The organism is Streptomyces candidus, from assembly GCF_014207445.1.
Taxonomy (GTDB): Bacteria; Actinomycetota; Actinomycetes; order Streptomycetales; family Streptomycetaceae; genus Streptomyces; species Streptomyces candidus.
Window position 1 is genome coordinate 37,943 of record NZ_JACHEM010000019.1, and the last position, 25,454, is coordinate 63,396.

The 25,454-nt window shown below is 72.0% G+C and carries 23 protein-coding genes; 14 read left to right on the forward strand and 9 right to left on the reverse strand.

The window, feature by feature from the left end; translation table 11 throughout:
* Positions 1 to 43: 43 nt before the first annotated feature.
* The 3 genes from HNQ79_RS28395 to HNQ79_RS28405 form a co-directional block, all read right to left on the reverse strand.
* Positions 44 to 1,639 carry a SulP family inorganic anion transporter gene (locus HNQ79_RS28395; protein WP_185035747.1) on the reverse strand — a complete coding sequence of 532 codons (1,596 nt, stop codon included), beginning with the start codon at positions 1,637 to 1,639 and terminating at the stop codon, positions 44 to 46.
* A gap of 56 nt (positions 1,640 to 1,695) precedes the next feature.
* Positions 1,696 to 2,349, reverse strand: a complete 654-nt coding sequence (locus tag HNQ79_RS28400) for a carbonic anhydrase (protein WP_185035748.1) — start codon at positions 2,347 to 2,349, stop codon at positions 1,696 to 1,698.
* 399 nt (positions 2,350 to 2,748) lie between these two features.
* The gene (locus tag HNQ79_RS28405; RefSeq protein ID WP_185035749.1) at positions 2,749 to 2,991 is read right to left on the reverse strand and encodes a hypothetical protein; all 243 of its coding nucleotides are present in this window, start codon (positions 2,989 to 2,991) and stop codon (positions 2,749 to 2,751) included.
* A gap of 218 nt (positions 2,992 to 3,209) precedes the next feature.
* On the opposite strand from HNQ79_RS28405, the gene HNQ79_RS28410 reads away from it, so the two are divergent.
* The 3 genes from HNQ79_RS28410 (at position 3,210) to HNQ79_RS34620 (ending at position 6,690) form a co-directional block, all read left to right on the forward strand.
* Positions 3,210 to 4,244, forward strand: coding sequence for a permease (locus HNQ79_RS28410; protein ID WP_308437334.1), 1,035 nt, complete (start codon positions 3,210 to 3,212; stop codon positions 4,242 to 4,244).
* Positions 4,232 to 5,107, forward strand: coding sequence for a TIGR03943 family putative permease subunit (locus HNQ79_RS28415; protein ID WP_311772313.1), 876 nt, complete (start codon positions 4,232 to 4,234; stop codon positions 5,105 to 5,107). Before HNQ79_RS28410 ends, HNQ79_RS28415 begins: the two co-directional genes overlap by 13 nt.
* A 914-nt stretch (positions 5,108 to 6,021) precedes the next feature.
* Entirely contained in the window at positions 6,022 to 6,690 is a 669-nt protein-coding gene (locus HNQ79_RS34620) for a class I SAM-dependent methyltransferase (protein WP_185035784.1), read from the forward strand.
* Positions 6,691 to 6,911: 221 nt separating this feature from the next.
* Here HNQ79_RS34620 and trxA read toward each other — a convergent pair whose 3' ends face one another.
* Both trxA and HNQ79_RS28430 read right to left on the reverse strand, forming a co-directional pair.
* Complete coding sequence (gene trxA, locus HNQ79_RS28425) at positions 6,912 to 7,244, reverse strand: thioredoxin (RefSeq protein WP_308437333.1); 333 nt, start codon at positions 7,242 to 7,244, stop codon at positions 6,912 to 6,914.
* A 50-nt stretch (positions 7,245 to 7,294) separates the two neighbouring features.
* Positions 7,295 to 7,690 (reverse strand): MerR family transcriptional regulator, encoded by a 396-nt coding sequence (locus tag HNQ79_RS28430; RefSeq protein ID WP_185035751.1) that lies wholly within the window; start codon positions 7,688 to 7,690, stop codon positions 7,295 to 7,297.
* On the opposite strand from HNQ79_RS28430, the gene HNQ79_RS28435 reads away from it, so the two are divergent.
* Positions 7,689 to 8,123 (forward strand): GNAT family N-acetyltransferase, encoded by a 435-nt coding sequence (locus HNQ79_RS28435; protein WP_229923451.1) that lies wholly within the window; start codon positions 7,689 to 7,691, stop codon positions 8,121 to 8,123. The two genes, HNQ79_RS28430 and HNQ79_RS28435, sit on opposite strands and share 2 nt — an antisense overlap.
* 179 nt (positions 8,124 to 8,302) lie before the next feature.
* Here the strand turns inward: HNQ79_RS28435 and HNQ79_RS28440 are convergent, their stop codons facing one another.
* On the reverse strand, positions 8,303 to 8,797 hold the full coding sequence (locus tag HNQ79_RS28440; RefSeq protein WP_185035753.1) for a MarR family winged helix-turn-helix transcriptional regulator: 495 nt from the start codon (positions 8,795 to 8,797) through the stop codon (positions 8,303 to 8,305).
* Between the two features lie 212 nt (positions 8,798 to 9,009).
* Between HNQ79_RS28440 and HNQ79_RS33285 the strand changes: the two genes are divergently transcribed.
* A complete protein-coding gene (locus HNQ79_RS33285) occupies positions 9,010 to 9,567 on the forward strand; it encodes a quercetin 2,3-dioxygenase (protein ID WP_221508253.1) in 558 nt (185 codons plus the stop codon).
* Entirely contained in the window at positions 9,564 to 10,565 is a 1,002-nt protein-coding gene (locus tag HNQ79_RS33290; protein WP_229923450.1) for an alpha/beta hydrolase, read from the forward strand. The genes HNQ79_RS33285 and HNQ79_RS33290 overlap by 4 nt, the downstream gene beginning before the upstream one ends.
* Before the next feature lie 287 nt (positions 10,566 to 10,852).
* Here the strand turns inward: HNQ79_RS33290 and argG are convergent, their stop codons facing one another.
* Entirely contained in the window at positions 10,853 to 12,298 is a 1,446-nt protein-coding gene (gene argG, locus HNQ79_RS28450; protein ID WP_185035754.1) for an argininosuccinate synthase, read from the reverse strand.
* Between the two features lie 404 nt (positions 12,299 to 12,702).
* Here argG and rhaI point away from each other — a divergent pair, with 404 nt between their 5' ends.
* The 3 genes from rhaI (at position 12,703) to HNQ79_RS28465 (ending at position 17,451) form a co-directional block, all read left to right on the forward strand.
* Positions 12,703 to 13,866: an L-rhamnose isomerase gene (rhaI, locus tag HNQ79_RS28455; protein ID WP_185035755.1), complete on the forward strand. Its 1,164-nt coding sequence runs from the start codon at positions 12,703 to 12,705 to the stop codon at positions 13,864 to 13,866.
* 94 nt (positions 13,867 to 13,960) lie between these two features.
* A complete protein-coding gene (locus HNQ79_RS28460; RefSeq protein ID WP_185035787.1) occupies positions 13,961 to 16,018 on the forward strand; it encodes a bifunctional aldolase/short-chain dehydrogenase in 2,058 nt (685 codons plus the stop codon).
* A complete protein-coding gene (locus HNQ79_RS28465) occupies positions 16,015 to 17,451 on the forward strand; it encodes a rhamnulokinase (RefSeq protein WP_185035756.1) in 1,437 nt (478 codons plus the stop codon). The genes HNQ79_RS28460 and HNQ79_RS28465 overlap by 4 nt, the downstream gene beginning before the upstream one ends.
* A 104-nt stretch (positions 17,452 to 17,555) precedes the next feature.
* On the opposite strand, the gene HNQ79_RS28470 is transcribed toward HNQ79_RS28465, so the two are convergent.
* Entirely contained in the window at positions 17,556 to 18,149 is a 594-nt protein-coding gene (locus tag HNQ79_RS28470) for a TetR/AcrR family transcriptional regulator (protein ID WP_185035757.1), read from the reverse strand.
* Between the two features lie 86 nt (positions 18,150 to 18,235).
* Here HNQ79_RS28470 and HNQ79_RS28475 point away from each other — a divergent pair, with 86 nt between their 5' ends.
* The 3 genes from HNQ79_RS28475 (at position 18,236) to leuE (ending at position 21,114) form a co-directional block, all read left to right on the forward strand.
* Entirely contained in the window at positions 18,236 to 18,652 is a 417-nt protein-coding gene (locus HNQ79_RS28475) for a VOC family protein (protein WP_185035758.1), read from the forward strand.
* 144 nt (positions 18,653 to 18,796) lie between these two features.
* Complete coding sequence (locus HNQ79_RS28480) at positions 18,797 to 20,317, forward strand: S41 family peptidase (RefSeq protein WP_185035759.1); 1,521 nt, start codon at positions 18,797 to 18,799, stop codon at positions 20,315 to 20,317.
* 143 nt (positions 20,318 to 20,460) lie between these two features.
* Positions 20,461 to 21,114, forward strand: coding sequence for a leucine efflux protein LeuE (gene leuE / locus HNQ79_RS28485; RefSeq protein ID WP_185035760.1), 654 nt, complete (start codon positions 20,461 to 20,463; stop codon positions 21,112 to 21,114).
* 154 nt (positions 21,115 to 21,268) lie between these two features.
* On the opposite strand, the gene HNQ79_RS28490 is transcribed toward leuE, so the two are convergent.
* Entirely contained in the window at positions 21,269 to 21,889 is a 621-nt protein-coding gene (locus HNQ79_RS28490) for a TetR/AcrR family transcriptional regulator (RefSeq protein WP_185035761.1), read from the reverse strand.
* Between the two features lie 64 nt (positions 21,890 to 21,953).
* Here HNQ79_RS28490 and HNQ79_RS28495 point away from each other — a divergent pair, with 64 nt between their 5' ends.
* Both HNQ79_RS28495 and helR read left to right on the forward strand, forming a co-directional pair.
* Entirely contained in the window at positions 21,954 to 22,937 is a 984-nt protein-coding gene (locus HNQ79_RS28495) for a GNAT family N-acetyltransferase (protein ID WP_185035762.1), read from the forward strand.
* A 168-nt stretch (positions 22,938 to 23,105) separates the two neighbouring features.
* Positions 23,106 to 25,349 (forward strand): RNA polymerase recycling motor ATPase HelR, encoded by a 2,244-nt coding sequence (gene helR / locus HNQ79_RS28500; protein WP_185035763.1) that lies wholly within the window; start codon positions 23,106 to 23,108, stop codon positions 25,347 to 25,349.
* The last annotated feature ends 105 nt before the right edge of the window (positions 25,350 to 25,454 follow it).

A 25,454-nucleotide genomic window follows, 5' to 3' on the forward strand; every position in this document is an offset into this window, starting at 1 on the left:
CCTGCGGGCGGGACCCGGAGGGGCGAGGGTGGTGTCGCAGGGGTCAGAGCCCGGGTGGCGGGGCCTTCGGGGTGGTCTTCATCCGTACCGCTTCCGTTCCGCTGTCGTTGTGCCGTATCGCCCAGTTCTCCAGGGTGGTGCGGCACGCGTGGTCGAGGTGCTGGGCGGTGGTCAGGTCCAGCTCTATGGGCCGGTCCTTCGGGAGGGCCTCCAGGGTCTCCAGGAGGCGCGGCAGCCGCAGGAAGGTCGCGTTGCCGGTGAGGGTGACGACGACCCGGCCGCCGGTCAACTCCCGTACCTCCACCTGCGCCTGCGAGGTGTCCCAGGCCGTTTTGGCCACCGCGAGGGCCAGGCCGATGAGTACCCCTTCGAACATGTTGGTCACCAGGATCGCGACCGCCGTGGTCACCAGTACGAGGGCCTCTCCCCGGTGGGCGCGGGCGAGCGGGACGATCTCCCTGACCGGCAGCAGCTTGAAGCCGGCGTGGATCAGTACGCCCGCGAGCGCCGCGAGCGGGATGATGCCGAGCGCACCCGGGAGCAGCATCACGAACAGCAGCAGCCAACCGCCGTGCGCGATGCGCGACAGCGGGGTTCGGGCCCCGGCCCGGACGTTCGCGGAGCTGCGGACGATGACGGCCGTCATGGGGAGGGCGCCGAGGACACCGCAGAGGGTGTTGCCGACGCCCTGGGCGACGAGTTCCCGGTCGTAGTGGGTGCGCGGGCCGTCGTGCATGCGGTCGACGGCCGCCGCGCTGAACAGGGATTCGGCGGACGCGATGAGCGTGAACGCGAGGACCGTGCCGAGGACGGCGACACTGCCGAGTGCGGCCAGGTCGCCGAGGCCGGGCGGCTGGACGGCGTGGAGCAGGCCCTGTACCGACACGTTCGCCACGTCGAGCCGCAGCAGGGCGGCGGTGGCCGTGGCGAGGGCGACGGCGGCGAGCGGGGCAGGGACCACGCGCACGGCCCGGGGCAGTTTGGGCCACAGGACCAGCAGGGCGATGGTGCCGAGACCGAGGGCCGCGGCGCTGAGGGCGGCCGGGTCGGCGAGGGTGTCGGTGAGCAGGGCGGGGAGGCCGGCGAGCTTGCCGAGACCGGAGCGCGGCTGCTCGGCGCCGGCCATGCCGTAGAGCTGGCCGAGGATCAGTACGAGGCCGATGCCGGCGAGCATGCCCTGGACCACGGACACCGAGATCGCCCGGAACCAGCGCCCGCAGCGCAGCAGTCCGAGGACCGTCTGCAGCAGGCCCGTCAGCAGCACGATCGCGCCGAGCATGCCGAGGCCGAACTCGCGTACCGCCTCGAAGACGAGCACGGTCAGTCCGGCGGCCGGTCCGCTGACCTGGAGCGCGCTGCCCGGCAGGCAGCCGACGACCAGGCCGCCGACGATGCCGGTGACCAACCCGAGTTCGGCGGGCACGCCGGACGCGACGGCCACGCCGACGCACAGCGGCAGGGCGACGAGGAAGACGACGAGCGAGGCGAGCAGGTCCTGGCGCAGGACGCCGGGCTCGCGCAGGGGGCGGAAGCGGGCGGTGAAGGAGAGAGCGGGGTCGGGCGTGGGGGTGGCCGGGGCCGGCGCGGACGCCGGTTCGGGGCTGTCGGGGGGCACAGATGTGGGGGTCCTGGTGGACATGGGTGCGAGAGTCCCGTCGTGAGGAGCGGCCGTACGGTCGTGGGGCTCGGCGGCCTTCACAGGGGTACGAAGGCGGGGCGGGCCGGCTCGGACGTCGCACGGTGCGCGGTGACCCTCCCCGTGTGGACCTCGTAGTACCAGGCGTGCAGGGTGAGCGTGCCGTCGGCGACGCGGTCCCGTACGCAGGGGTAGGCACGCAGCTTCTCGATTTGCGCGAGTACGTGCGCCTGGACGGCTTCCGCGACGTCGGCCGTGTCGGGTGCCGTGGAGCGCAGTGCCGCGTCCGGGGCGACGGAGTGCTCCAGCCAGTCGCGGACCGCCGGCACGGCCGACAGGTCTTCGCCGCGCACGAGCGCGCCCACGGCACCGCAGTGCGAGTGCCCGCAGACGACGATGTCGCGGACGCCCAGCACGCAGACGGCGTACTCGACGGTGGCGGCCTCGCTCCGGGGGTGCGCGTGGGCGCCGGGCACGTCCGGGTGTCCGGTCGCCGGATAGGGCGGCACGACGTTGCCGGCCGTGCGGAGTTCGAAGAGTTCGCCGGGGCGCGCTCCGGTGATCAGGGCGGGCACGACACGCGAGTCCGAGCAGGTGATGAACAGCGCTTCGGGGTCCTGTCCCGCCTCAAGGGCGCGGAAGGCCTCGGTGTTGCGGGGATCCGCCACGTGGGTCGCGGCGAAGGAACGGGCGTGGTCGATCAGGGTCTTCAAGGTGGCCTGCCTCCTGCGTCGTTCCGGCGGGGGCCGGGACGCGGTGTGGTCGGGTCGGTGGTCACGGTGGAAAGCCGGTTGCTCCAGCCTGAACGGCTACCGCGACTCCCACTTTGCCATCACATTAACCTTCGGTGGCAGAGCAAATTTCTGCCAAAGAATGAGTAATTACCGCTATCGAGCTGGGGTTTGGCCCGGCGATCAACCGTGGAACAGGGACAGGGTTGGCCCTTCTCGAAGCATTGTGACCAATTCTGGTCGCTTTCTGCGATTTTCCGGGTGGGCAATTCTCAAATACTGGACACGAGGCGGTCGCAATGCACCGCAGGACATGCACGCCGACCCCGTTCCTGGGCCCGGATTGCTCGGTCTCCGACTTTGGGGCGGGCCGACGCGGCATCAATCACTCTCAGGGGTGGCCCTGTTCGGCACGTACCCCGAACAGCGGCAGGTTCCGACGGGGGCGAGTTCCGATCCGAACTCGTCCCCGGTGCACGTCCCGGTGCCGTCCGCGTGGTCGTACCGCTGGTGCTTGCAGGTACGACACCATTCCTTGGGCGTCGGGACGAGGAGCATCGGCAGCAGGCAGAAGAGCCCGAGGCCCGCGAAGGCCCCGAGGCCGACGAGAAGGTTCTCGAGCATGTGTGCCTCCGCTCCTTCCCCTGCCCGGGAAGTGTCCGACGGCCGACGGACCGGGCGTGTCGAGGTGCGCGTCGTCGGAGGCCCCGGCACTCACCCCGCGCGGACGGTCCCCGGGCCGCCCACGCCGGCCTGTGGCGCGCGGGCAGCATAATGCTCATGGTCGCGGACCCACCAGGGGGCCACGCCCGCTCTCTTCCCGCACGACGTCCGGAGCCGATGTGAACGAACCCGACATACCGGCTGCGCTCCCGCCCACGCACCCGGCGGCGCTCCATGCCCGCGCGGACCGTGCCACCCCGGCGTCCGTGCGGGTGGCGGGCGTCGTCTCGATGCTGACCGTGTGCGGGATCGGCTGGGCGGCGGGGCTGGACGAGTTGCTGACGAGCGCCGGCTTCCGTGCCTGGCAGACGATCACCGTGGCCGTCCTCGTGCAGGCGCTGCCGTTCCTCCTCCTGGGCACCCTGGTGTCCGGCGCGGTCAACGCCTTCGTCCCGGCCCACGTCTTCGGCAGGATGCTGCCCCGCAACCCGGCGCTCGCGGTTCCGGTGGCGAGCGCCGCCGGGGTCGTCCTGCCGGGCTGCGAATGCGCGTCGGTGCCGGTCGCGGGCAGCCTCATCCGGCGCGGGGTGACGCCGGCCGCCGCCTTCGCCTTCCTCCTCTCCGCCCCGGCGATCAACCCGGTCGTCCTGGTCTCCACGGCCGTGGCCTTCCCCGGCGCGCCGGAGATGGTCGCCGCCCGACTGGTCGCGTCCCTGGCGACCGCCGCCCTGATGGGCTGGCTGTGGCTGCGGTTCGGCCGGGCGAAGTGGCTGCGGATGCCCGCGCGCCACTCCGGTCACGCACCGGGAAACAGCCGCTGGGAGGAGTTCCGGACCGGTTTCCAGCACGACTTCCTGCACGCGGGCGGCTTCCTCGTCCTCGGGGCGATGGCCGCCGCCACCTTCAACGTCACGGTGCCGCGCTCGGTGCTGGACACCTTCGCCGACTCCCCGTGGCTGTCGGTGCTCTTCCTCGCCGCGCTGGCCATCGTCCTCGCCGTCTGCTCGGAGGCCGACGCCTTCCTGGCGGCCTCGCTGACGGGGTTCTCGCCGACGGCCCGGCTGGCGTTCATGGTGGTGGGCCCCATGGTCGACCTGAAACTGATCGCCCTCCAGGCCGGCACCTTCGGCCGGGCGTTCGCGTGGCGGTTCTCGGCGGCGACCGCCGTCGTGGCCGTGGCCTGCACCGCGCTGACGGGCTGGTGGCTGCTGTGAGGCCCGGCCTGCAGAACGTGCTCCTGCTGCTCCTCGGGGCGGGAGTGCTCCGGATCTCGCTCTTCAGCGACATCTGCCTGCGGTACGTGAAGGAGGGGCTGCAACCGTACGTGGTGGTGGCGGGCCTCATGCTCACGGCGCTTGGCGCACTGGGGGTGGCCCGGGACGGCATACCGTTCCCGACGCGGCGTCAGCCGGTGGCGTCACCGGACGTCCACCCCCACCCGGCCGGACACGACGGCTCCGGACACGGGGACGCGTCCGGAGCCGAACCCGGGCACGGAAACGGGCACAGGCACGCCCCGGAGCACGACGTCGACCTCGCCCCGGACCCCGCCTCCGAGCACGGGCACGACCACTCCCGAGGCCCCCGGGTCGCCTGGCTGCTCCTGCCGCCCGCCCTGGCGCTGCTCCTGTTCGCACCGCCCGCCCTGGGCTCGTACACGGCCGCCCGCGACAGCCCGCAACTCGTCGTCGACTACGACAGCTTCACCCCGCTGCCCGCGTCGGGTCCCGTGCCGCTCTCGATGACCGAGTACGTCGCCCGCCTCCAGCAGGAGGAGAGCGGCAGCCTGAAGGGCCGCACCGTCGTGCTCCAGGGCTTCGTCACCCCCGGCAAGGGCGGCACCTGGAAACTGACCCGCCTCGTGGTCTCCTGCTGCGCCGCCGACTCGCAGTCCCTGAGCGTCGCCGCGCACGGCCGGCAGGCCCCGCCCGCCGACACCTGGGTGCGGGTGACCGGCACCTGGCGCCCGGAGGGCACCCTGGGCACCACTTCGGCGGCGATCGCCCTGGACATCGCGACGCTGGAGCGCATCCCGGAACCGGCGAACCCCTACCTCGACCGGGCTCCCGGACGCTGAGACGCGAGGCACGGGCGGGCGGGAGCGGCACAGCACCGCACCCGCCCGCCCCTGCTTCGCGCCGCCCCTATTGCTTCCCCGCCCCCGGCCTCCAGCGGCCGCATCCGCAGAGGCTGTCGTACGTCGCGCCGACGTGCGCGGCAAGGGCGTCGCGGGGCATGAGCACCCTGGTTGACGCCCAGTCCGCGCGTGTACGGTGATCGGCCTCCGCGCCTACGCCTCCGACCACAATGGCCGCCATGCACCGCATCGAGTTCTTCACCTACCCGTCCAACGCACCCGCGACCGGCTCCCCGCTCGTCGGTATCCGCGTCGACGGCACGGATCTGCGTACGTACACCGCCGACGCGACCTTCGGGCTGCGGCTCCGGGAACGCGAGGCGGAGGAGGGGGACGGGGACGATGCCGAAGACCCGGACTTCGCCCGCCCCCAGCACAACGGCCTGCCCCTGGAGGAACTCGGCGACCTCGCGCGTCACTTCCACGGCGACCCACTCGCCGAGTTCGCCGACATGGGCGCCACCCCGGTCCTGGGCTGCCCTTGCGGCGTGTGGGCCTGTTGGCCCCTGCTGGCCGTTATCTCGCTCGCCCCCGACACGGTCACCTGGTCCGGCTTCCGCCAGCCCTACCGCGAGGAGTGGGGCGAACTCCCGATGGGTCCGTACGTGTTCCCCGCGCCGCGTACGATGCCGCCCTCTCAGCGCCGGTGCGGTGCGCGGAGGACCCCCTGGGCGACGTCCGCGACCCGGCGGAAGCGGGTGGCGAGAGCGCGGCGGACGACGAGCCGGTGGCGGACAACCGGTAGACCGGGCCCGCTTGTTGAGGTCGTCGAGGTGATTGGCGAGGTCGTCGAGGAGGTGGTGGTGGTGGTGAGGAGCTCGCACCCGACCGGATCGCCACCCTATTGTTGGATGATGCGTGCACCTCACATTGACCGCCCGGCCGATCTCGACACGGTCCGCCAGTCCTACGACCGGGTGGCGGACAACTACGCCCACATGGTGCTGACCACGGGAATGGGCGACATCCGCCGCCACCCGTGGCTCCAGGCGGCCATCGACGCCTTCGCCGACACCGTGGGCGATCTCGGACCCGTCCTCGACGTCGGCTGCGGACCAGGCACGGTGACCGCCTACCTCGCCGAACGCGGACTCGACGTGTCCGGGGTCGACCTCTCCCCCCGCATGATCGAGAACGCCCGCCGGCTCCATCCGGAATGCCGCTTCCGCGTCGCCTCGGCCACCGAACTCGACCTCCCGGAGGCATCTTTCGGCGGCCTGCTGGGATGGTGGTCGCTCTTCAACCTCCCCCGCGATGTCCTGCCCCAGGTCCTCGCCCAGTTCGCCTGCGCCCTGAAGCCGGGCGGTCACTTCATCACCGGGACCCATGTCGGCGACGAGGACACGGTGCGCACCGAGGCGTACGGGGGCGTGCCCGTGCGGTGGACGACCTACAAGTGGCAACCGGAACAGCTCGTGGCGCTGATCGAGCAGGCCGGACTGCGCCCGGTCGCCGAACTCCGGCTCCCCCCGGACGAACACACCGGGCCGAGCGTGGTGGTCATGGCCCAGCGCCCCGCCTGACAGCCGGACCTCACGCAACACCCGTCGTACCGGGCAGGGGCGGGGCGGCCCACGACCAAGCCGGATCCGATGCCGGGCCGCCCGTCCGCCCGCCCGCCCGCTGCATGCCACCCGTGTGTCGCATGCCGTGCACGACAGGTCGTACATCGGGCGGCATGTGACGCACGCCGTACATCACATGCCGTACATCACGCGCCGTACGTCATACACGACCGCAACGATCAGACGACCCCCTCCAGCTCCTGAAGCAGCCGCCGCTTGGGCCGGGTGCCCACTATCGACCGCACCGGCTCGCCTCCCCGGAAGACCATGAGGGTGGGGGCCGCCAGCACGCCGTACGCGGCAGCAGTGCCGGGGCTGGTGTCCACGTCGAGCTGCACGATCTTGAGCCGGTCCCGCTCCTCGTCGGCGAGCGCCTTGAGTACGGGCGCGATCTGGCGGCACGGGCCGCACCAGTCGGCCCCGAACTCCACGAGCACCGGGAGATCCGACTTCAGCACCACCTCGTCGAAGTTCGCGTCCGTGACCTCGTCCAGCCCCGCTGTTCTGAACATGTTCGTCCCCTCTCGTGGCGGCCGTCCGTGCGGCGTCACCTGTTCGCTGTTCACGACTGACCGAGTTCGCACAGCGGCGTCGGCCCGTCCGGAAGATCCGCCTGGGCCCGTACCAGCTGGGCCCCCACCTGGGCACGCACAGTCGTCAACTCCGCGATCAGCAGGTCGAGTTCCGCGAGCTTGCGCCGGTAGACGTCGAGCGAGGCCGGACAGGCGTCCCCGGCCGGATGCCCGGCGTTCAGACACTCCAGGAACGGCCGGGTGTCCTCGAGGCCGAAGCCGAAGTCCTGGAGCGTACGGATCTGCTCGACGAGCCGAAGGTCGTCGTCGCCGTACACGCGGTATCCGTTGACCGCACGAGGGGCGGCCAACAGCCCGCGGGACTCGTAGTACCGCAGGGTCCGGGTGCTGACTCCGGCCCGTTCCGCCAGTTCACCGATGCGCATGGGGACGACGCTAGACCTTGACGCGGACGTCAGGGCAAGGAGGCGGGGAGTCGTCGAGGACCGTTTCGAGCCCGGCGCCGCTCCGACCTCTGCCGACATCGCGGTGTTCGCGCTGGCCCGTGCCGAGGACGGAACTCCCCTCGGCTGTGCGGGGCTTCGCGCCCTCGGGGACGCGGCGGGCGAACTGAAGCGGATGTACGTGATCCCGGCCGGGCGCGGTACGGGCGTGGCTCCGGCGCTGCTGGAGTTCCTGGAGCAGTGGGCCCGGGACCGGGGCTGGACCCGACTGCGTCTGGAAACGGGCCTCTCGCAGCCGGACGCGGTGCACTTCTGCACCCGCTCCGGATACCGCCGCATCCCCGATTTCGGCACGTACACGGGCCTCGAAAGCACGTCGCTGTGTTTCGAGCGCGAGCTGACGCCGGTCCTTTGACCCGCTCGCCCCACCGGCCACGGGCGATGCCGACCCCACCGCCCACGCTCGCCCCGCCGCGCCCGCTCGCCCCACCGGCCATCGGCACCGTACCCGCCGCCCCCCCCCGGCACGGCCGGACGTGCCGTCCCCCAGGCCGGCCACGACGTCGCCCGGCCATACCGAGCAGTGCCGTCGGCTCAGCCCGAAGCCTCCGGTGCGGAAGCCTCCGGCCCGGACTCCCGGGACCTTCCCAGTGCCAGCGTCGGGGGGTCTCCCCACGGCGTTTCGAGAGCCGCGCGCAGGGCGTCCACGGCGTCCCGGCCGATGCGTTCGGCCAGCCGCGCCTCCAGCCCCTCCAGGATCAGCCCCGCCTGCCGGTGCACCCGTTCGCCCTCTGGTGTGCGGCGGATCAGCCGTCGGCGGGCGGAAGCGGGGTCGGGGACCTGCTCCAGCATTCCAGCGGCGACCAGGCCGTGCACGGCCTGGTGGGCGGTCTGCCGGGTGACGCCCATGCGGCGGGCGGCCTCGGAGACGGTGGTACCGCCGTCCTCCAGAACGGAGAAGAGCTGCGACTGCGGCGCGGAGACCGGCTGCTCCCCCGCCGCCTCCAGCGCGGCGAGCATCGCCTCCTCGAACCAGCGTCGGGCCTCCCCGAGGAGTTGGGGCAGCTGGCGGTGCGTGGGACGGCGCATGGTTTCCTCACGGGGCGGATCGGCGATCGGAGCGGTGCGCGAGTCACCACGTACGGGTTGCTCCGCAGCGCCATCATATGTCAGGCTGCCTGACATAGATACTCGGCGTCGCTCCTCGGCACCGGGCTGCGCGGCGTGCCCGCCGCGTCCCCCGCCCCCGGCTTCCCACCGGGAGCACCAGGAGCAGCCGTCCCCCCACCTACGGAGACCGCATGACCCTCGAATACGCCACCCGCTACCGCCGGGCCTCGCGCATACCGGCCGACCCCACGAAGCCGTACGTCATCGAGAAGGGGGAGGGCGACCGCGCGCATCTCTTCGGCGACCTGGTGACCGTGTACGCGGGTGCCGAGCAGACCGAGAACACCTTCAACTTCTTCACCGTCGAGGGCCCCAAGGGCGACATCATCCCGGCCCACCTGCACGCCGACACGCACGAGGTCTTCTACGTCACCCAGGGCGCCGTCCGGCTCTTCGTCGAAGATCTGGCGGGCGAGCAGATGGAACGCCTGCTCACCCCCGGCGACTTCGGCTTCGTACCCAAGAACTGCACGCACTCCTACCGCATGGAGCGGCATCACAGTCAGGTCGTCGGCGTCGCCGCGGGGCCGGGCCGCACCTACGAGCGATTCTTCGAGAACCTCGGCACGCCCGTCGGGGAGATGGGCCTGCCGCACGCCCCGGTCGTGCCGGAGCCGCAGAAGTTCGCCACCGTGCCGCAGGAATTCGACGTGCGCTTCCTGCCCGACCACCAGTGGCGCACCCAGTGACCGCCCCGGCCGCCGACGGGGACACCGCGATCCCCCTCCCGCTCCTGCTCCGGGCCCCGCACCCGGACGGCGCCCCCCTTCCACCCTCCGCCCAACTCCCCTCCGGCGTACGGCACCTGCGCGGCATCCCGTACGGAGAACTCGACGGCAGCCGCCCCCTCGAACTCGACCTCTGGCTCCCCGCCGCCCCCGCCCCCCGCGCGCCTCTGGTGCTGTTCGTGCACGGCGGCGCCTGGCGGCGCGGTCGGCGCGACGACATGGGGCTGCACACCCGGCAGTGGAACCCGGGCCCGCTCGCCCGCATCGCGGAGACGGGCTTCGCGGTCGCCGCCGTCGACTACCGGCTCAGCGGCGAGGCCGTCTTCCCGGCCCCACTGGAGGACCTGCGCGCCGCCCTGCGGTGGCTGGCGCTGCGTGCGGACGAGCTGGGTGTCGACGTCGGGCGGACGGTGGTGTGGGGCGAGTCGGCGGGCGGCCACCTCACCTCGCTGCTCACCCTCGCAGGCCCCACGCCCGAGCCCGGAACCACCCGGCCCACCCCAGGAACCGCCGTGCCCGCAACCGCGGCGCGGCAACCCGCCCCCGCCCGGCCCGAGGACGCCGTCGGTCTCTCCGGTGCCGTCGTCTGGTACGGGCCGAGCGACTTCACCACGCCCCGTGGCTACTACTCCCCGGATGCCGCCGGTACACCCGACGCGTTGTTCCTCGGTGCGCCCGCGGCCACCGTTCCCGAACTCGCCCGGACCGCGAGCCCTCTCGCTCAGGTGCACCCGGCCGCACCTCCGTTCCTCCTCGTGCACGGGGCGGCGGACAGCATGGTCCCGTGTTCGCACAGCGAGGACCTCGCCGCCGCCCTGAGGAAGTGCGGCGTCCAGGCCGAGCTGCGCCTCGTCCCCGGCGCGGACCACGGCTGGCACGGCGTGGCGCAGGAACAGGTGGAGGAGGTCTTCACGTACTCGCTCGACTTCGCCCGCGCCCTGGTCGGACTCACCGACTGACCGCACGGGCACGGGCGCGTACCCGGATCAGGACCGCCGACGTCCCTCCGGCCGTAAGAACGGGCCGGGCCGGGCCCGGGTGGCCCCGGCCCGGCGGGTGGGCGGCCCGAGTCGGCGCGGGCATCGTCCGGGCCGGTCACAGGTGGAGTCGTCCAGCCGCCAGAATGCGCGGATCCGCCGCCATGTACCAGGTACCGGCGGCAACCGGACACCGGGTCGGGAGGGGCCGGTCCGGAACGCCCCTACCCGCAGAGCGGAACCGCACCCGAGCGGGTCCTCCAGCCGGCCTAGTCCGTGCCGAACTCCATCGCCGCACGGTCCAGCATCTCCTCGTCGCCGGAGACCTCGCCGCGTGAGGCGATGGCCTCGGCGCCGCCCTCCGGCATCGCGCCGATCAGGCCGGTGGCCGCCGCCTGGGCCGCGCCGATGGAGGGGTTGGCGGTGCCGATCAGGCCGAGGCTCGCGTACTGCTCCAGCTTGGCGCGCGAATCGGCGATGTCGAGATTGCGCATGGTGAGCTGGCCGATCCGGTCGACCGGGCCGAACGCGGAGTCCTCGGTGCGCTCCATGGACAGCTTGTCCGGGTGGTACGAGAACGCCGGGCCCGTCGTGTTGAGGATCGAGTAGTCCTCGCCGCGCCGCAGCCGCAGGGTCACCTCGCCGGTGACGGCGGCCCCGACCCAGCGCTGGAGGGACTCACGGACCATGAGCGCCTGGGGGTCCAGCCACCGGCCCTCGTACATGAGACGGCCGAGCCGCCGGCCCTCGTTGTGGTACTGGGCGAGGGTGTCCTCGTTGTGGATCGCGTTGACCAGCCGCTCGTACGCGGCGTGCAGCAGGGCCATGCCGGGAGCCTCGTAGATGCCGCGGCTCTTGGCCTCGATGATGCGGTTCTCGATCTGGTCGGACATGCCCATGCCGTGGCGTCCGCCGATCGCGTTGGCCTCCATCACCAGATCGACGGGTGACGCGAACTCCTTGCCGTTGATCGCGACCGGACGGCCCTGGTCGAAGGCGATCGAGACGTCCTCGGTGGCGATCTCGACCGACGGGTCCCAGAACCGCACGCCCATGATCGGTTCGACGGTCTCGACGCCGGTGTCCAGGTGCTCCAGGGTCTTGGCCTCGTGGGTGGCGCCCCAGATGTTGGCGTCGGTGGAGTACGCCTTCTCCGTGGAGTCCCGGTAGGGCAGGTCGTGGGCGAGCAGCCACTCCGACATTTCCTTGCGGCCGCCGAGTTCGGTCACGAAGTCCGCGTCGAGCCAGGGCTTGTAGATCCGCAGGTGGGGGTTGGCGAGCAGGCCGTAGCGGTAGAACCGTTCGATGTCGTTGCCCTTGAAGGTCGAGCCGTCGCCCCAGATCTGGACGTCGTCCTCCAGCATCGCCCGTACGAGCAGCGTGCCGGTGACGGCGCGGCCCAGCGGCGTGGTGTTGAAGTACGCCCGCCCGCCCGACCGGATGTGGAACGCGCCGCAGGTCAGCGCCGCCAGCCCCTCCTCGACGAGCGCCGCACGGCAGTCGACGAGCCGCGCGATCTGAGCGCCGTACGCCTTGGCACGGCCGGGCACCGACTCGATGTCGGGCTCGTCGTACTGGCCGATGTCGGCGGTGTACGTGCAGGGGACGGCGCCCTTGTCGCGCATCCAGGCGACGGCGACGGAGGTGTCGAGTCCGCCGGAGAAGGCGATACCGACGCGTTCGCCGGCGGGGAGGGAGGTGAGGACCTTAGACATAGGAAGAGTATGCACACAGACGCATGGTCATGCAAAGCCGCGCGTGCAACCACGGGTCCGGGTCCACCCCTACCACGCCCCGCGGGCAAAGCCCCGCACCTCTCGAACGAGGCCGGAACGCGGGGACGGGTGTCGCCCGTCCGTCCGGTTTTGATTCGTTTCAGCCCACTGGGAACGCATGGGGCCCCCGGCCCGGCGAACCGACTGCGCGCCGATACGCCAATCCCCTCTCGAAAGGGGCGACTCACAGGACTCTCCCGTCCCCGCTCGACCCGCCTCCCTCCTGCTCCCCAACCCTTGCCGCCATCAGTAGCCCCATGCTTGAATCGATTCACCGAGCCGCACCGCGTTCACAGGCACTCGCCGCGCACTCCGCACACTCCGCCCCGGGCAAGGAAGATTCCATGGTCGAATTCGCCGACACAGCCCCACGCCTCGCCGCCCTCGCGATCGAGGTCCCCTCCTGGGCGTACGGCAACTCCGGCACCCGCTTCAAGGTCTTCGGCACGCCGGGCACCCCCCGTACCGTCGAGGAGAAGATCGCCGACGCCGCGACGGTCCACCGCTTCACCGGGCTCGCCCCGACCGTGGCCCTGCACATCCCCTGGGACACCGTCGACGACTACGGCGAACTCCGCGCATACGCGGAGGACTTGGGCATCGCGATCGGCACGGTCAACAGCAACACCTTCCAGGACGACGCCTACAAGCTCGGCAGCCTCACCCATGCGGACCCCAAGGTCCGCCGCCAGGCCGTCGACCACCACCTCGCCTGCATCGACGTCATGAACGTGACCGGCTCCCGCGACCTGAAGATCTGGCTCGCCGACGGCACCAACTACCCCGGCCAGGACGACATCCGCGCCCGCCAGGACCGGCTGGCCGAGGGCCTCGCCGAGATATACGCCCAGCTCTCGGGCGAGCAGCGGCTGGTACTGGAGTACAAGTTCTTCGAGCCGGCCTTCTACCACACGGACGTCCCCGACTGGGGGACCTCGTACGCGCACTGCCTGGCCCTGGGCGAGCGGGCGAAGGTGTGCCTGGACACCGGCCACCACGCGCCCGGCACCAACATCGAGTTCATCGTGGCCCAGCTCCTGCGCCTCGGAAAGCTCGGCTCCTTCGACTTCAACAGCCGTTTCTACGCGGACGACGACCTGATCGTCGGCGCGGCCGACCCGTACCAGCTCTTCCGCATCATGGTCGAGGTGATCAGGGGCGGCGGGTACGGCCCCGATTCGGACGTGGCGCTGATGCTCGACCAGTGCCACAACATCGAGCAGAAGATCCCCGGCCAGATCCGCTCCGTGCTCAACGTGCAGGAGATGACCGCCCGCGCCCTGCTCCTGGACACCGAGGCGCTGGACGCGGCACGCACGGCGGGGGACGTGCTCCTCGCCCACGAGATCTTCAACGACGCCTTCTATACGGACGTACGGAAGGACCTCGCCGAGTGGCGCGAGTCCCGCGGCCTGCCGGGCGACCCGGTGCGGGCGTACCTCGCCGACGGCTACCAGCAGCAGATCGAGTCGGACCGGGTCGGCGGACACCAGGCAGGGTGGAACTGACGTGAGCAGCAAGGGAATCGAGCCGGTGTCCGAGCGTCCCGAGAACAAGTCCGGCAACGGGCGTCCCGCCAACGACCCCGTCCCGGGAGGACCCGTGAGCAGCGACCGCAGGGGCAGTGACGCCGAGGCCGTGGAGGCGTTGATCGCGCGCTCGAACCGGCTCGGCAGCGACCGCAAGAACACCAACTACGCCGGCGGCAACACCTCCGCCAAGGCCTCCGCCACCGACCCCGTCACCGGCGAGAGCGTCGACCTCCTCCATGTGAAGGGCTCGGGCGGGGACCTCGGCACCCTCACCGCCGCCGGCCTCGCCTCCCTGCGCCTGGACCGGATGCGGGCGCTCGTCGACGTGTACCCGGGGGTGGAGCGGGAGGACGAGATGGTCGCCGCGTTCGACTACTGCCTGCACGGCAAGGGCGGCGCGGCCCCCTCCATCGACACCGCCATGCACGGGCTGGTCGACGCCGCGCACATCGACCACCTGCACCCGGACTCCGGCATCGCGCTGGCCACCGCCGCCGACGGCGAGGAGCTGACCCGCAAGATCTTCGGCGACCGGGTGGGCTGGGTGCCGTGGCGTCGCCCGGGGTTCCAACTGGGCCTTGACATCGCCGAGTACAAGCGGTCGAACCCGGATGCCGTCGGGGTGATCCTCGGTGGTCACGGCATCACCGCCTGGGGCGACACCTCCCAGGAGTGCGAGCGCAACTCCCTGTGGATCATCGACTCGGCCGCCGAGTACATGGCGGAGCACAGCCGCCCGGAGCCCTTCGGCCCGGTCCTGGAGGGGTACGCGGCCCTGCCTGGCCCGGAACGGCGGGCGAAGGCCGCGGCCCTCGCCCCCACCCTGCGCTCGATCGCCTCCCGGGACCGGCCGATGGTCGGCCACTTCACCGACTCCCCCGCCGTCCTCGACTTCCTCGCCCGCACCGAGCACCCGCGCCTCGCCGCCCTCGGGACCAGCTGCCCGGACCACTTCCTGCGCACCAAGGTCCGCCCGCTGGTCCTGGACCTGCCCGCCGCCGCGCCCCTCACCGACGTGCTCTCCCGGCTCGGGGAACTGCACGCGGACTACCGGCGCGAGTACCGGGCGTACTACGACCGGCACGCCACCCCGGACTCCCCCGCGATCCGCGGCGCGGACCCGCTGATCGTCCTCGTCCCCGGCGTCGGCATGTTCAGCTACGGCAAGGACAAGCAGACGGCGCGCGTCGCGGGCGAGTTCTACATCAACGCGATCAACGTGATGCGCAGGGCGGAGGGCGTCTCCTCGTACGCGCCCATCCCGGAGTCCGAGAAGTTCCGTATCGAGTACTGGACGCTGGAGGAGGCCAAGCTCCAGCGCATGCCGAAGCCGAAGCCGCTGGCCACGCGCATCGCCCTGGTCACGGGCGCGGCCTCGGGCATCGGTCGGGCCACCGCACGCCGGCTCGCCGCCGAGGGCGCGTGCGTGGTCGTCGCCGACCTCGACGGTACGAAGGCGGCAGCGGCGGCCGCGGAGATCGGCGGCCCGGACGTCGCGGTGGGCGTGGCGGGGGACGTGTCCGACGAGGCGGCGGTACGGCACATGGTCGACACGGCGGTACTCGCCTTCGGCGGCCTCGACCTCGTCGTCAACAACGCGGGCCTGTCCCTGTCCAAGTCCCTGCTGGACACCACCGAGGCGGACTGGGACCTCCAGCACGACGTCATGGCCAAGGGCTCCTTCCTCGTCTCGAAGGCCGCGGCGAAGGTGCTGATCGAGCAGGACATGGGCGGCGACATCGTCTACATCTCGTCCAAGAACTCCGTCTTCGCCGGTCCCAAGAACATCGCCTACTCGGCGGCCAAGGCCGACCAGGCCCACCAAGTGCGGCTCCTCGCCGCCGAGTTGGGGGAATACGGCATCCGGGTCAACGGAGTGAACCCGGACGGCGTCGTCCAGGGCTCCGGCATCTTCGCGGGCGGCTGGGGCGCGAACCGGGCCGCGGTCTACGGGGTGGAGGAGAAGGACCTGGGCGCCTTCTACGCCCAGCGCACCCTGCTCAAGCGCGAAGTGCTGCCCGAGCACGTCGCCAACGCGGTCTTCGTGCTCTGCGGTCCCGACATGTCCCACACGACGGGCCTGCACGTGCCGGTGGACGCGGGAGTGGCGGCGGGCTTCCTGCGATGACCGCCACCGCCCTCCGGGTGGCGGCGGTCGACCTGGGCGCGACCTCGGGGCGAGTGATCGCCGCCGAGGTCGCGCCCGACCGCCTCCACCTCCACGAGGTCCACCGCTTTGCCAACGAACCCGTCCGCACCTCCGACGGCCTGCACTGGAACGTCCTGGAACTCCACCGTCAGATCCTGACCGGTCTGTGCCACGCCCACCGGGCGGCGGGCCCCCCGCTGGCGGGCCTCGCCGTCGACTCCTGGGCGGTCGACTACGGTCTGCTCCGCCAGGGCCGCCTCCTGGGCAACCCGTACCACTACCGCGACGAGGCCCGTACCGGGACGGGTCCCGCCCTGGTCCATCAACTCCTGCCGCACGACGCCCTCTTCGCGCGCAACGGCCTCCAGTACCTGCCCTTCAACACGCTCTACCAGCTGGCCGCCGACCCCTGGACGGACCTCGCCGACCGGATGCTGCTGATCCCCGACCTCCTCGGCCACTGGCTGACCGGCGGCCCGCAGCTCACCGAGCGCACGAACGCGTCGACGACCGGCCTGCTCGACGTCCGCACCGGCGCGTGGGACCACGAGCTGATCGCCCGGCTGGGCCTTCCCGGCTCGCTGTTCGGCGACCTGGTTGATCCGGGCACCCGGATCGGTGCCCTGCGCCCGGACCTCGCCCGCCCCCTCGGTCTCCCCGAGATCCCGGTGACGACGGTCGGCTCCCACGACACGGCGTCGGCGGTGGTCGCGGTACCCATGACGGAGGGCGGGGCCGCGTTCCTCTCGTGCGGTACCTGGGGTCTGGTGGGTACGGAGCTCGCGGAGCCGGTCCTCACGGACGCGGCCCGCGCCGCGAACTTCACCAACGAGGGCGGCGTGGACGGCCGCGTCCGCTTCCTCACCAACGTGATGGGCCTGTGGCTGCTGAGCGAGAGCATCCGCTGGTGGCAGCGCGACGGCAGCTCCGTCTCCCTCTCCGGCCTGCTCGCCCAGGCCGCCCACGTCCCCCTCCCCGTCACCGTGTTCGACGTCCAGGATCCGCGCTTCCTGGCCCCCGGCGATCTCCCAACGCGTATCGCGCAGTGGTACGAGGAACACGGCCTGCCCGCCCCGCCGGACCGCCCCACCCTCGTCCGCGCGATCGTCGAAAGCCTCGCGCACACCTTCGCGGAGGCGGTCGACCGTACCGAGCACCTCTCCGGCGAACGCCTGACCCGCATCCACGTGGTCGGCGGCGGCGCCCTCAACCGCCTCCTCTGCCAGCGCCTCGCCGACCACGCGGGCCGCCCGGTCCTCGCGGGCCCGGTCGAGGCCACGGCCCTCGGCAACGTCCTGATCCAGGCCCGCACGGCAGGCACCCTCACCGGCACACTGGAAAACCTCCGTACCCTGGTGGCCCGCACGCACGCCCCCGCCACCTTCACGCCGCAGCCGGACGGCAGCCGCTGACACCCGGCTGTCCCCCGTCGAGCGGCGACGAACGTCCACGCCTTCTGCCCGTGAGGCCAGGCGCGGGCGGCAAGCGCATACGGCGGGGGCCGAGCCCGCGTCGCCTATGCGGCGCGCAGCGCGTCGAGCATCCGGTCGAGTGCGGCCGTGGTGTGCTCCAGGTCGGCGGGGTCGGTGGAGGTCGCCAGCCACAGGGCGGCCTCGTTCATGGCGCCGGAGAGCAGGTGGGCCAGCGGCGCCACCGGTTGGGCGGGGACGACCCCCTCGTCCACGAGAACGGTCAGCGCCTCGGTGAGGTGGCGGGCCGAGGACGCCTCGTCCATGGCCCGCCAGGCGGTCCAGCCGAGCACGGCCGGCCCGTCGACGAGCATGATCCGCTGAATGCCGGGGGCCGTCGTCGCGGCGAGGAACTCGCGGCACCCGAAAACCAGTTGGTCCCAACTGTCCTCGTGCGCCCCGGCGGCCTCGGCGACCCGCCTGCCGACTTCCTGCTGCACATCCTCCAGGACCGCGCGGAAGAGCTCTTCCTTGCCGTCGAAGTGGTGGTAGAGCGCCCCCTTGGTCACCCCGGCCGCGCCGACGATCTCCGCCAGGCTCACCGCGCCGTACCCGCGCTCCGTGAACAGACGCCGGCTCTCCCCCAGCAGCGCCCGCCGGGTCTCCTCCCGCTGCCGCACTCTGACCCCGCGCTCCGTCACCGCACCCTCCCATTGACATACCAGTGGTACGCGAATAGCTTTTTCACATACCGATGGTACGCGAATTCCGTGTGAGAGGTCCTGCCGTGCAGCTGACCAGCTTCTATCCCGTGATCGCCACCGCCCAGCTGAAGGAGTCCCACGCCTTCTACACCCGGCTACTGGGCTTCGAGACGGCCTTCGAGGCCGACTGGTACGTGAGTCTGCGACAGCCGGGCGACTCCCCGTACGAACTCGCCCTCCTGGACCACACCCACCCCACCCTCCCCGAGAGCCACCGCAGACCCGTAGCGGGCCTGATCCTCAACTTCGAGGTGGCGGACGTGGACGCCGAGTGGGAACGGCTGGTCGTACGCGAAGGCCTCACACCGCTGCTCGAACTGCGCACCGAGGACTTCGGGCAACGCCACTTCATCGTGGCCGCCCCCGACGGCGTCCTCATCGACGTCATCACCCCGACCCCGCCGACGAAGGAGTACGCGGAGCAGTACGTCGGCGGCTGAGCCGCGGGACGGAAACGGGGTGACGGGACGGGGGTTGCCCTCAGGCAGGACGTCGGGGTGGCCGGATGGCCCGGACGGGCCGCGGGCCGAGAGGGTGGTGGGACCAGAGACCGCCAGCAGCACGAGGCACCCGGGGAACCAGCCATGCCGATCAGTACCGACGACACCGCCAGCACCGCCAGCACCGAGCACACGGGTGCCACCGACAGCGGAGAACGGCAGAGGTACGGGCAACTGCGGCGTCGCGCCGCCGGAACCGTCGTGCTCGTCTCCGCCCTGGCTCTGGTCGCACCCGGCCTCGTCGCGTACGACGCACAGCCCGTCCAGCGCGGCAGCCGGGGCGGCGTCACCGCACTGGAAGGGGTGTGGCGGAGCGACGGCTACCAGCAGTACCTGACGGTGCGGCGCGGCGAGCTGCGGAGTTACGAGGTGTCCGCGGCCGGCTGCCTGCCGGGTGGGCTGCGACTGTCGGCCGGCAGGGCGGGGATCGACGGCGCGGTTCCGTTCAACGATGCCGACGACGTACGGGAGTTGAGCATCCGGACGGTGGGCGGCGCGGCCGATCGCGCGCGGCTTTCGCCCGCCGGTGCCGTTGGCGAACGGCGCCTGGCACGGGTGTCCTCGCTGCCCGCCGGCTGCGCCCTCCCGCCCGCCGATAGCCCACTGCACACCTTCGACGTCTTCTGGTCGACTCTCCGCGAGAACTACCCCTTCTTCCGCGACAGAGGCGTCGACTGGAACGCCATGCGCGCGAAGTACCGCCCGCAGGTACACCCCCGCATCACCGACGACCGGCTCTTCGCCCTGCTCGCCGCGATGATCGAACCGCTGCACGACCTGCACACCCAGCTCCGCGACCCCACCGGCGAGCGCGGCACGCTCAACCTCCGCCCCGGAACGCCGAAGGTCTCCCGGGAGTCCGTCGCCGCGATCGAAAGCGCCACCCGGGCACAGCTTCCCGCCACGGTGCACAGCTTCGCCAACGGCAGGATCCAGTACGCGGACCTGGAACAGCGGCGGGGCGTCGGCTACCTCCGCATCACCAGCTTCCTGAAGTACGGCAGCGACGGCAAGGAGAACGCCGACGCGGACGCCGCCGTCCTGGACCGCGCCCTGGACACCGTCTTCACCGCCTCCCGCATCCGCGACCTCCGCGGCCTGGTCGTCGATCTCCGCTACCACGGCGGCGGATCGGACGCCCTGGGCATCGCCGTCGCCCGCCGCCTCACGGACCGTACGTACACGGCGTACACCAAGTCCGCCCGCAACAGCCCGCACAACGAGGCGGGTTGGACCCCCGGCCAGCACGTACGCGTCCGCCCCGCAGCCAAACCCCGCTACACCGGTCCCGTCGCCGTCCTCACGGGCCCGCTGACCGTCAGCGCGGGGGAGACCTTCACCCAGGCCCTGATGTCCCGCTCCCCCGCACCCCTGCGCATCGGCAAGCCCACCCAGGGCGTCTTCTCCGACACCATGAACCGCGCCCTCCCCAACGGCTGGACCCTCACCCTCCCCAACGAGAAGTACGCCGACCGGACCGGCCGCACCTACGACGGCGCCGGCATCCCGCCCACCCACCACGAAACCGTGTACGCCCCGCAGGACCTCCACCACCTCCGCGACCCGGCCCTGAAGCGGGCCCTGCGGGAGCTGGACGCGCGATAGCCGCACGGCCCCACCGCCCGTGACGTCACGCATCGTGCTCCGTGCGCGTGCGGTGGAGCCGTTCGCCCCGCCCCGCCCGCCGACCGCTGCCCGCCCTCCGAAATGCCGGAGCAGCACCCACACGCCCGTGCGAAACTCTGCCCATGCTCGGTGTGACTGATCTTCCGACCTACCTGATAGGTCTCGTCCTGATAGTGCTTCTGCCAGGACCGAATTCGCTGTACGTGCTGTCCGTCGCCGCCCGTCGGGGCGTCCGGGCCGGGTACACGGCGGCGGCCGGAGTCTGGTGCGGGGACGCGGTGCTGATGGTGCTGTCGGCGGCCGGGGTCGCCTCGCTGCTCCAGGCGAACGCGCTGCTGTTCGGCATCGTGAAGTACGCGGGCGCGGGCTATCTGACCTGGCTCGCGATCGGAATGCTGCGGGCCGCGTGGTCGATGTGGCGCACGCGGCGCGAGGCCGTGCGGACGGCCGCGGCTCAGGCGGAGCCCGCCGCAGTGGAACGCCCGTACCGACGGGCCCTGCTGATCAGCCTCCTGAACCCCAAGGCGATCCTCTTCTTCATCAGCTTCTTCGTGCAGTTCGTCGACCCGGCCTACGCCTACCCCGCGCTGTCCTTCGTCCTCCTCGGCGCGCTCGCCCAGCTGGCGAGCTTCCTCTACCTCACCGCCCTGATCTTCAGCGGCACCCGTCTCTCGGCCGCCTTCGCGCGCCGCAAGCGGCTTTCCGCCGGGGCGACTTCGGCTGCCGGAGTGCTCTTCCTCGGGTTCGCGGCGAAGCTGACGCTGGCGAGCGCGTAGGAGCAGCGGAGCACTGCCTGGGCGTCCGCGAACCGCCGCAGGAGCGCACGTGTACCGGTGCCTGTTTCGACGCCCCGGGTCGAGGATGCGGCGCGGGTGCGCGGCGGCAGTCGGCTCGACGAACCTGCGGAGGCACCCGGGCGAGGACCGACCGTCAGCATGAACCGCCGGAGGAGCCCTCCCCCGCTCGCAGGGACCCGAGGAAGTCGTCGAGCATGGCCGTCTGCACGTCCTCGGGGAACCGTGCCGGGTCGAAGAGGGCCTGTACGACGAGTCCGTGCGTGAACGCGACCGCCGACGCCGCGAGTTGGTCCGGCGCGGCCGCGCCGGCGCCGAGTTCGCCCCGGGCCAGGGCGGCGACGAAGTGCGGGCGCAGGGAGTCGCGCAACCGGGTGTAGCGGGCGGCCTGGTCGGCGGCGAGGCCCCGGTCCGCGAGGGCGAGGTCCCAGGAGCTGACCCAGATGCGGTTGCGGGCGGTGTCGTCCGGGCCCAGCGGCAGGATGTCCAGCAGCATCGTCCGTACGGTGGCCAGGCCCTCGGCGGGACGTGCCCGGCGCGGGCGTTCGGCCGTCCGCGTCTCCAACAGGTCCAGGGCGTGCGCGATGAGGGCCCGTTTGGTCGGGAAGTAGTGCATGAGCATGCCAGTCGAGACGTTCATCGCGGCGGCCACGGCGCGCAGGGTCAGCCCGCCGAAGCCCTTCTCGGCGAGGACCTGCCACACCGCCTCCGATACGTCCTTGCGGCGGGCTTCACGGTCTCCTGGTGCGGGTGGCATGCTGCTACCTTACGTACCGAACACGCGTTACGTACGAGCGTGACGCCCCTGGATCGAGGTAATCGTGTACGCACTTCCGCTCGGCGACGATGCCCGGCTGGCCCCGCTGGAGCCCTGGCACGCGCAGGAGTTCCTCGCGCACATCAACCGCGCCCGGCCCCTGGTGGACCCGTGGATCCCGTGGGCGACGTTCAGCACCGACCTCGCCTCGGCGACCGCCGTCCTCCAGCGGTATGCCGACCGGCAGGCCGCGGACACCGGGCGGATCCACGGGATCCGGCTGGACGGCGTGCTGGTCGGCGGCGTGATGTTCCCGCACTTCGACGCGGCGTCCGGGGTGTGCGAGATCGGCTGCTGGCTGGAGGAGGCCGGGCAGGGGCGGGGGCTGGTGACCCGGGCCTGCCGGGCGTTGATCGACTGGGCGTTCACGGAACGCGGGATGAGCCGGATCGAGTGGGTCGCCTCGACGCACAACGCCCGCAGCATCGCCGTCGCGCGCCGCCTCGGGATGACGCGCGAGGGCATCATGCGGCAGCGGACCCCCTACCGCGGCGAACGGCTCGACTGCGAGATGTGGTCGCTGCTCGCCGAGGAGAGGCCGCTCCCGGAGAGGGCTCCGGACGACGGAACCGATGTGACCGACAAGGCCGAACTCGACCGGCTGACGACGGAGTTCCTCGGCGCGTTCACCAACACCGGCGGCCGGCGTCCGCACGTCGGGGTGATCCGTGAGGTGTTCATCCCGGAGGGGATGATCGTCAGCAACGTCGGGGGCAAGCCCGTGGTGTACGACCTGGAGGCCTTCATCGAACCGCGGCAGCGGATGCTCACGGACGGGACGCTGACGGAGTTCTGCGAGTGGGAGGTCGGCGAGCGCACGGAGATCTTCGGGACGGTCGCGCACCGCTTCAGCGAGTACCGCAAGACGGGTGTCATGGACGGCGAGCGGTTCGAGGGGACGGGTCACAAGACCACGCAGTTCGTCCGGACACCCGACGGCTGGCGGATGAGTTCGCTCGCCTGGGACGACATGGACCGCGGCGCATGACTCGGGTACGGAGACGTGGTCTGCGGCGCGCAGCGCGGGCACGGATGCCTCACGTACTCCTTGCCACTCTCAAGGTATAGCCCACGGGGGGCCTTGCGGCAAGGCCCCCCGCATACCGCACAATCCCTCTCCTAAGCCCCCCAGCTGCGGAAACGGGAGTCCCACCACGTGCGTACCAGTCCTCAGACCACCGGCACCAGCACTGCGGCCACCGGCGTCTTCCAGCTCCCCGAGCGGCTCGCCGCCAAGGCCGACCCGCGGCTGATCGCCGGGGACGAGCAGCACTTCGCGGCCATCGCCGCGAGCCTGGAGCGGACGATCGCCGAACTGTCCGGGCGGCTCGACGACCTCCGCCGGGCCCCGGGCGGCATCGGCCGCGAGGCGATGGACCGCGACGCGGAGATCCACCGGCTGACCGGGCGGCTGCGCGCGCTGCGCCGCTTCGGCCTCGACCTGTGCCTGGGCCACGTCGTCGCCGAGGACGGCTCGGAGCCCCTGTACGTCGGACGGCTCGGGCTCACCGACAGCGAAGGCCGCCGCCTCCTGGTCGACTGGCGCTCCCCCGCCGCCGAACCCTTCTTCGCCGCGACCCACGCCCGCCCCATGGGCCTGGCGAGCCGCCGCAGGTACCGCTGGACGGGCGGGCGGATCAGCGACTACTGGGACGAGGTCTTCACCCCGGACGGCCTCGAACACCGTGCCGCGCTCGACGACCAGTCGGCGTTCCTCGCCAGCCTGGGCACCAACAGGTCCGCCCGGATGCGCGACGTCCTGGGCACCATCCAGTCCGACCAGGACGCCGTCATCCGCGCGGGCTCGCGCGGCACTCTCGTCGTCGACGGCGGCCCCGGCACGGGCAAGACCGTCGTCGCCCTGCACCGTTCCGCGTACCTCCTGTACTCCGACCCGCGGCTCGGCCACCACCGGCGCGGCGGCAACATCCTCTTCGTCGGCCCGCACGAGCCCTACCTGGGGTACGTCGCCGACGTCCTGCCCAGCCTCGGCGAGGACGGCGTCCAGACCTGCACCCTGCGCGACCTCGTCCCCGAAGGGGCGGCGGCGGCCCCCGAGTCCGACCCGGAGGCGGCCCGCCTCAAGTCGTCCGCGGACATGGTGGGGGCGATCGAGAAGGCCGTCGCGTTCTACGAGCAGCCGCCCACCGAGGGGTTGGCGGTCTCCACTCCCTGGTGCGAGGTGTGGGTGGGCGCCGACGACTGGGCCGAGGCGTTCCGGGCGGCGGGCGCGGGCACCCCGCACAACGAGGCCCGCGAGCAGGTCTGGGAGGAGCTGGCCACGATCCTCATGGACAAGCAGGGCCTGGACGAGGAGGAGGACGGCGTCTCCTTCGGGCAGTTCCTGCGGGCGCTGCGGCAGGACCGTGACCTCGTGGCGGCCCTGCACGGGGCCTGGCCGCTGATCGACGCCACCGACCTCGTCTCCGACCTGTGGACGGTCCGCGCCTACCTGCGGATGTGCGCACCGTGGCTCACCCCCGACGAGGTGGCGAAGCTCCAGCGCAAGGACGCACCCCGGGCCTGGACGGTGTCCGACCTGCCGCTCCTGGACGCGGCGCGGCAGCGGCTCGGCGACCCGGAGGCGGCCCGCCGCAACCGGCTGCGTGCCGCGGCCGTCGCCGCCGAACGCGACCGGATGGCGCTCGTCATCGACGACATCGTCGCCGCAGCGGACTTCAACTCGGGCGGCGACGACAGCGAGGGCGCGGTACGGATGCTGCGCGGCAAGGACCTCCAGGACAGCCTGATCGACAAGGACGCGCTGCCGACCGCCGCCCCGGACCGGCTGGCCGGCCCCTTCGCGCACGTCGTCGTGGACGAGGCGCAGGAACTGACGGACGCCGAGTGGCAGATGCTGCTGCTGCGCTGCCCCTCACGGAGCTTCACCGTCGTCGGGGACCGCGCACAGGCCAGGCACGGGTTCACGGAGTCCTGGCGGGAACGGCTGGAGCGGGTCGGGCTCGACCGGATCGAGGTGGCCTCCCTGACCCTCAACTACCGCACGCCGCAGGAGATCATGAAGGAGGCCGAGCCGGTCGTCCGGACGGTCCTGCCGGACGCCAACGTGCCGGTATCCGTCCGCAGCAGCGGCCTCCCGGTCGTCCACGGCTCCGTCGCGGACCTGGACCAGGTGCTCGACACGTGGCTCGACGCACACGAGGAGGGCGTCGCCTGCGTCATCGGCGCGAGCGGTACGGGGGACGGCCCGGCCGGCGGTGCGTTCCGGGCGCGGCCCCGCGTGCGGGCGCTGACCCCGACGCTGTCCAAGGGCCTGGAGTTCGATCTGGTGGTGCTCGTCGACCCCGAGGAGTACGGCGAGGGCATCGAGGGAGCGGTCGACCGCTACGTCGCGATGACCAGGGCGACCCAGCAGCTCGTGGTGCTCACCGGCGGGTGAGTCCGCGATCCGGCGGTGACGGGCGAGCGGGACCGGCGGTCCGGTGCGGGCCGTCGGCCGGCCCGAGACGGCGGGCGGGCCCGGGGCTCGGCCCCCGACCGCGGG

Bases quoted from the DNA above. Each gene is read 5' to 3' on its own strand.
- HNQ79_RS28395 (WP_185035747.1), bottom strand. From the start codon at position 1,639: ATGTCCACCAGGACCCCCACATCTGTGCCCCCCGACAGCCCCGAACCG.
- HNQ79_RS28405 (WP_185035749.1), bottom strand. From the start codon at position 2,991: ATGCTCGAGAACCTTCTCGTCGGCCTCGGGGCCTTCGCGGGCCTCGGG.
- HNQ79_RS34620 (WP_185035784.1), top strand. From the start codon at position 6,022: ATGCGTGCACCTCACATTGACCGCCCGGCCGATCTCGACACGGTCCGC.
- trxA (WP_308437333.1), bottom strand. From the start codon at position 7,244: ATGTTCAGAACAGCGGGGCTGGACGAGGTCACGGACGCGAACTTCGAC.
- HNQ79_RS28435 (WP_229923451.1), top strand. From the start codon at position 7,689: ATGGGGACGACGCTAGACCTTGACGCGGACGTCAGGGCAAGGAGGCGG.
- HNQ79_RS28430 (WP_185035751.1), bottom strand. From the start codon at position 7,690: ATGCGCATCGGTGAACTGGCGGAACGGGCCGGAGTCAGCACCCGGACC.
- HNQ79_RS28440 (WP_185035753.1), bottom strand. From the start codon at position 8,797: ATGCGCCGTCCCACGCACCGCCAGCTGCCCCAACTCCTCGGGGAGGCC.
- HNQ79_RS33285 (WP_221508253.1), top strand. From the start codon at position 9,010: ATGACCCTCGAATACGCCACCCGCTACCGCCGGGCCTCGCGCATACCG.
- argG (WP_185035754.1), bottom strand. From the start codon at position 12,298: ATGTCTAAGGTCCTCACCTCCCTCCCCGCCGGCGAACGCGTCGGTATC.
- rhaI (WP_185035755.1), top strand. From the start codon at position 12,703: ATGGTCGAATTCGCCGACACAGCCCCACGCCTCGCCGCCCTCGCGATC.
- HNQ79_RS28465 (WP_185035756.1), top strand. From the start codon at position 16,015: ATGACCGCCACCGCCCTCCGGGTGGCGGCGGTCGACCTGGGCGCGACC.
- HNQ79_RS28480 (WP_185035759.1), top strand. From the start codon at position 18,797: ATGCCGATCAGTACCGACGACACCGCCAGCACCGCCAGCACCGAGCAC.
- leuE (WP_185035760.1), top strand. From the start codon at position 20,461: ATGCTCGGTGTGACTGATCTTCCGACCTACCTGATAGGTCTCGTCCTG.
- HNQ79_RS28490 (WP_185035761.1), bottom strand. From the start codon at position 21,889: ATGCCACCCGCACCAGGAGACCGTGAAGCCCGCCGCAAGGACGTATCG.